The sequence below is a fragment of the Ilyobacter sp. genome (genome assembly GCF_041583315.1).
Classification (GTDB): domain Bacteria; phylum Fusobacteriota; class Fusobacteriia; order Fusobacteriales; family Fusobacteriaceae; genus Ilyobacter.
This window is the reverse complement of the sequence record NZ_JBFHGC010000208.1, coordinates 1-4,617: the sequence shown is the minus strand read 5'-3', so window position 1 is coordinate 4,617 and position 4,617 is coordinate 1. Positions and strand designations below refer to the sequence as shown.

The 4,617-nt window shown below is 36.5% G+C and carries 5 protein-coding genes; 1 reads left to right on the top strand and 4 read right to left on the bottom strand.

Annotated elements, in window-relative coordinates; all coding sequences use genetic code 11:
* Positions 1–718, top strand: a 718-nt coding sequence (locus ABZA26_RS08315; RefSeq protein WP_372714062.1) for a glycine radical domain-containing protein, incomplete at its 5' end; no start/stop codon positions are given.
* A gap of 58 nt (positions 719–776) precedes the next feature.
* On the opposite strand, the gene ABZA26_RS08310 is transcribed toward ABZA26_RS08315, so the two are convergent.
* The 4 genes from ABZA26_RS08310 to ABZA26_RS08295 all read right to left on the bottom strand — a co-directional run bounded on the left by ABZA26_RS08310 (position 777) and on the right by ABZA26_RS08295 (position 4,217).
* A complete protein-coding gene (locus tag ABZA26_RS08310; protein ID WP_372714061.1) occupies positions 777–1,415 on the bottom strand; it encodes a GNAT family N-acetyltransferase in 639 nt (212 codons plus the stop codon).
* A 231-nt stretch (positions 1,416–1,646) separates the two neighbouring features.
* A complete protein-coding gene (locus tag ABZA26_RS08305) occupies positions 1,647–2,288 on the bottom strand; it encodes a hypothetical protein (protein ID WP_372714060.1) in 642 nt (213 codons plus the stop codon).
* Positions 2,289–2,399: 111 nt separating this feature from the next.
* Positions 2,400–2,780, bottom strand: coding sequence for a GrdX family protein (locus ABZA26_RS08300; protein WP_372714059.1), 381 nt, complete (start codon positions 2,778–2,780; stop codon positions 2,400–2,402).
* 102 nt (positions 2,781–2,882) lie between these two features.
* Positions 2,883–4,217 (bottom strand): PhoH family protein, encoded by a 1,335-nt coding sequence (locus ABZA26_RS08295; protein ID WP_372714058.1) that lies wholly within the window; start codon positions 4,215–4,217, stop codon positions 2,883–2,885.
* Positions 4,218–4,617: the final 400 nt, after the last annotated feature.

Below are 4,617 nucleotides of genomic sequence, written 5' to 3'. Positions count from 1 at the left end.
CCTGGTAGAAAGGTCTATGGCCTTTGGAATGGCTGGTTTATCAGTGGTGGCAGATTCTTTAAGCGCCATAAAATATGCCAAGGTAACTCCTGTAAAAGATCACAGGGGAATAATCACAGACTTTAATGTAGAGGGAGATTTCCCGAAATTCGGAAACAATGACGACAGAGTGGACTTCATAGCTGCAGAGCTTACTGAAGATTTTATAGAGGACCTGAAAAAGCACGATACTTATAGAGGTGCGGTGCATACTCTTTCTATACTGACAATAACTTCCAACGTAGTTTACGGGAAGAAAACAGGCTCTACCCCAGACGGAAGAAAAAAAGGGGAGCCTTTCGCACCGGGAGCCAACCCTATGCACAACAGGGAGAAAAAGGGAGCTCTGGCTTCTCTCACTTCTGTGGCAAAGATTCCCTATGATGCGTGTCGTGACGGTATATCCTGTACATTCAGTATCCCGCCAAAGACCCTGGGAAAAACAGAGGAAGACAGAAAGACGATTCTCACATCCATACTAGACGGTTATTTTTCTCAAAATGCCCACCATCTAAATGTGAACGTACTGGACAAGGAAAAGCTGGAAGACGCAATGCTTCATCCTAAAAAATACCCGAACCTAACTATACGTGTCTCAGGATATGCGGTAAACTTCAATTCTCTCAGCAGAGAGCAGCAAAAAGAAGTGATAAGCAGAACTTTCCATAGTGAAATATAAAGAAAAGCTCACAGATATATCTGTGAGCTTTTTTACATAAATTCTGAGATTAAATTATTTAAGGTAAATTTCTGCTGCCTACCGGTAGTTTATTTATAAATTTATCTTTTGGAATATCTTTTTCAGAGGAAATAATGGATCTTAAATGATAGTCTTTTTTTATCATGGAAAAAGTGACGGTGTCTATAAATTTACCGTCAAAATAATAATTTTCTCTAAAATACCCTTCTTTTTTGAAACCGCATTTTTCAAGAAGCTTTAGGGAAGCTGTGTTTATAGGATTTACGTTGGCCTCTATACTGTTCAATCCCATGTTTTCAAAGCCATATTTCAAAGATTCCTTTATGGCCTCACTCATTATTCCCATGTTCCAAAATTTTTTATTCAGGGCATATCCTATCTCACTTCTGTAATGGCTTTTGTCTACTCTCCAAAACCCCACATATCCAATCATATCATCAGATCCCTTTAGAGTTATTATCCAGTTTATGGCCTGTCCTTCTCTGTGAGTTTTCAGAGTATAGTTTAAAAAACGTTCTGCTTCTTCCAGAGATTCCATTTTGTGGGCATCCATATATTTCATTACATCTTTGCAGGTTCTGATCTTATAGATATTTTCTATATCTTTCCTGCGGAAGTTTCTCAGTGTCAGCCTTTCTGTCTTTAGGACCGGAAAGGTCTGAAAGTTCATCTTCATATTCGTCGTCACCTCACTGTTTTGATTTTAAGGCAAAAAGATCACTGATATCTTCTTCTGAAAAAGGTTTTTTACCTTCATCTGAAACAAATATTGATCTAAAAAAAGCCTGTACAATATACTACAATATATAGGTGTTATAGTCAACTACAAAATTATTGTAACAAAAAAATGGATCTGAAAATTTCAAATCCACTCCACCCGTTACTATTTATATTAGTTCTGCCCGTTTTATTTTTTATATATAAAATCTATACCAAGTTTCAGAAGTTCTTTTTTTTCATAGGGGTCGTCATTTGGAAGCTTATATATTATTTTCCCCCCGTATTTTTTTACGGATTTTATCAGATCTTTTTCCTGGAGATCCATTATTTCAACCATATCAGGCTCGGAATATGATATGAGGCTATTACTTATAGGAGTATCCGCTGTCTCCTTGAATAAAAGATCGTATCCTTCATCCCGGTATTCCAAGAGCTCCTCCACATCATTCCATGACTTAAAGCCCTTTAATTCAAAACATATATTCTCTTTGTTTAGACTGTATTTTTTCAGCATTGTTTCTATACTTGCAAATAGGAATTCACTGTCTTTTATATAATTTACCCTCAGAGTATAAAAAAGTTTTTTATTGAGATAGCCCTTTTCTTTGGCCAGTTTCATGGCTTTTTCCTTTATTTTTAAGAGGAAAAATTCAAAATAATTTTCCTCTGAGACCATCTCATACATCTCGTTTTTGTCTTCAAACCCCAATTTTGAGAAATCTTTAATAATTTTGTAGCCGTATATTTTCCCGGTTTTTAAATAATATACCGGTATAAATTTGAATTCTACCTTCTCAAAGGCTCTCTGGTAGTAGTTATTTCTTTCCATTCATCACAATCCTTTCTGAAAATGGCTTCTGCACTCTCTTGCTTGAAAATGCAGAAGCCAATATTAATGCAACATTTGAGAGTTGATGTCTCAGTTTATGTTCTGTCGGTCTTATTTGATCTCATTGAGTCCGTCTCTTATAAGGTTGAGGTCAATAAAACGGTATTCTTCTAATATTTCATCTGGTAGAGATTTATAGTTTTGTGAACAGATTAGTTTCTTGGAAACTTTCATGGCCCCCTCCATAAGTTTTACTGACTCCTCGTTTTCAGGATCGGTAACTTCTGAAATGGCTATTGATTTGAACGGATTTTCACAGCACTCTATATTTGAAAAAATAGGATCAGAGAGAAGAATGTGCCCCTCATGAACTTTTTCCCTCACAAGAGTCAGAACATCGGAAAAATTTCCGTTTTTCAAATGGATAATTTCATCGGTTTCTTTATAAAAATTATACACCTTGCTGTTATTTGTCACAATAATATATTTCATACTAATCTCCCCCCTGTACTAATTTATTATAACATATTTACTATAGAGTCAATAGTCAGGGAGGAATTTAGAGTACAAGCAGCGGCGTCATTTTAAAAAAAATTATCCAAACATTTTTTTGTCAAATATACGGCTGGCCTTGTCTACGAAGGTGCTTCTGTGGACTCTGTCCAGGGTGACATGAGCCGTCTCTGGAATCTCTTTGAGCCACTCTATAGCGACGTAAAGTCCTGATTTGTCAGGGTCTAGCCTTGAGATGGTCTGCTGGGCTATATCACCTATGAGAATAAGCTTACAGTTTTCTCCTATTCTTGTGATGATAGACCTTATGGCGTGGGCATCAAAGGACTGGGCTTCATCTATTATGACTATTTTATCGATGAAACTGGATCCCAGTATAGAGGAGATATCCAGTATTTCAAGTTTTTCCTGGTTGATGAGGGCATTTAGCATGTCTGCTCCGCTACGGCTTTTTTTACCACGGATATTTTGGAGGTTTTCCAGTGTTGTGGTATAGTTTCCAAAATGAGTCAGAAGTTTTTCCTCGGTGGCTCCAGTTGTGAATCCCTGATAATTCCACTTATCTATGGGAGATGTATTTTTCCCTATGATCACCTTACTGTAGATGCTCTGCTCGATTACCTGTTCTAGGGCTGCAGCCAGGGCCAGGAGTGTTTTACCGCATCCCTGTCTTGATGTGATGGATACAAAGGGTATTTTGGGGTTCAAGAGAGCCTCTAGTGCAAATTTCTGCCTTACATCTTTCGCCTTTACACCAAAGACTGTGTAATCTTCATTGTGCAGTTTTATTATTTTTTCTTTTTCAGAGTCATATCGTCCTATGATCTTGCTGTAAGAATAATCGGTATATCCCATGAAAAACTGGTTTGGATATATAACCTCTATACCAAGTTCCTTTGGATCTATACCGTTTTCAGAATAGAATTTTTTTACATTCTCTTCGCTGACTTTTATTTCCAGTACTCCGTTGTAGAGATCGTCTAGTTTGTGTTTGTCAGACATATCCATATGCCTGCATTTTATCCCCATGGAAGATGCTTTTATTCTCATACTGACATCATTTGTGAGGAGGATGTCATCCCTGTGGGCGTCTGCCAGCATTATTGAAAGGATCTTGTTGTCTACATAGTTAACATCAAAATTTTCCGGGAGTTCCACTGCTGGTTTTTCGAGGGTGCTTTTTAAAATGACACCGTTTTTCAGCTCAATACCCTGCAGAAGGCTTCCTTTTTCCTCTATATCTTTGAAATTTCTCAGAAACTGCCTGGCTCTGAAACCACTGTTTCCCTCTCTGGATTTGAGCTTATCTAGTTCTTCTAAAACATAAATAGGAATCAGTATAGTACATTCATTAAATTCTCTTAAAAAAAATGGATTTGCAATTATGATATTAGTATCCACTACGTAATTGGCCATTTTTCCCCCTTAATTTTATGTTGTTTATTTCCCATTTTGCGGGAGGCAGTAATATTAGTGAAAATTGAAGCGTGAATATGATTTGATCGTTTTAAGATACTGTTTCTGCTCATATTGTAACACTATTTTATAGATAAATGGAATAATTTTCTTAATTTTAAGTGTAAAATTTATGAGTAGATATTTAATTTGGGTTATTTTGTATTATTGAAAAATTACTGAATTTCTCAAGAGTTCGTCACTTTTCTCTTGACAGAAAAGTAACCAAAAGGTCAAGGCTGTGAAAAATCAGCTAAATGAACTTGAAAATCCAAGAAAAACTCGAAACTCGCTGCGCTCAGACAGTCGATTTTTTCTAAGGATTTTACTGCGGTCATTCTTAACGCTGATTTTATCAATG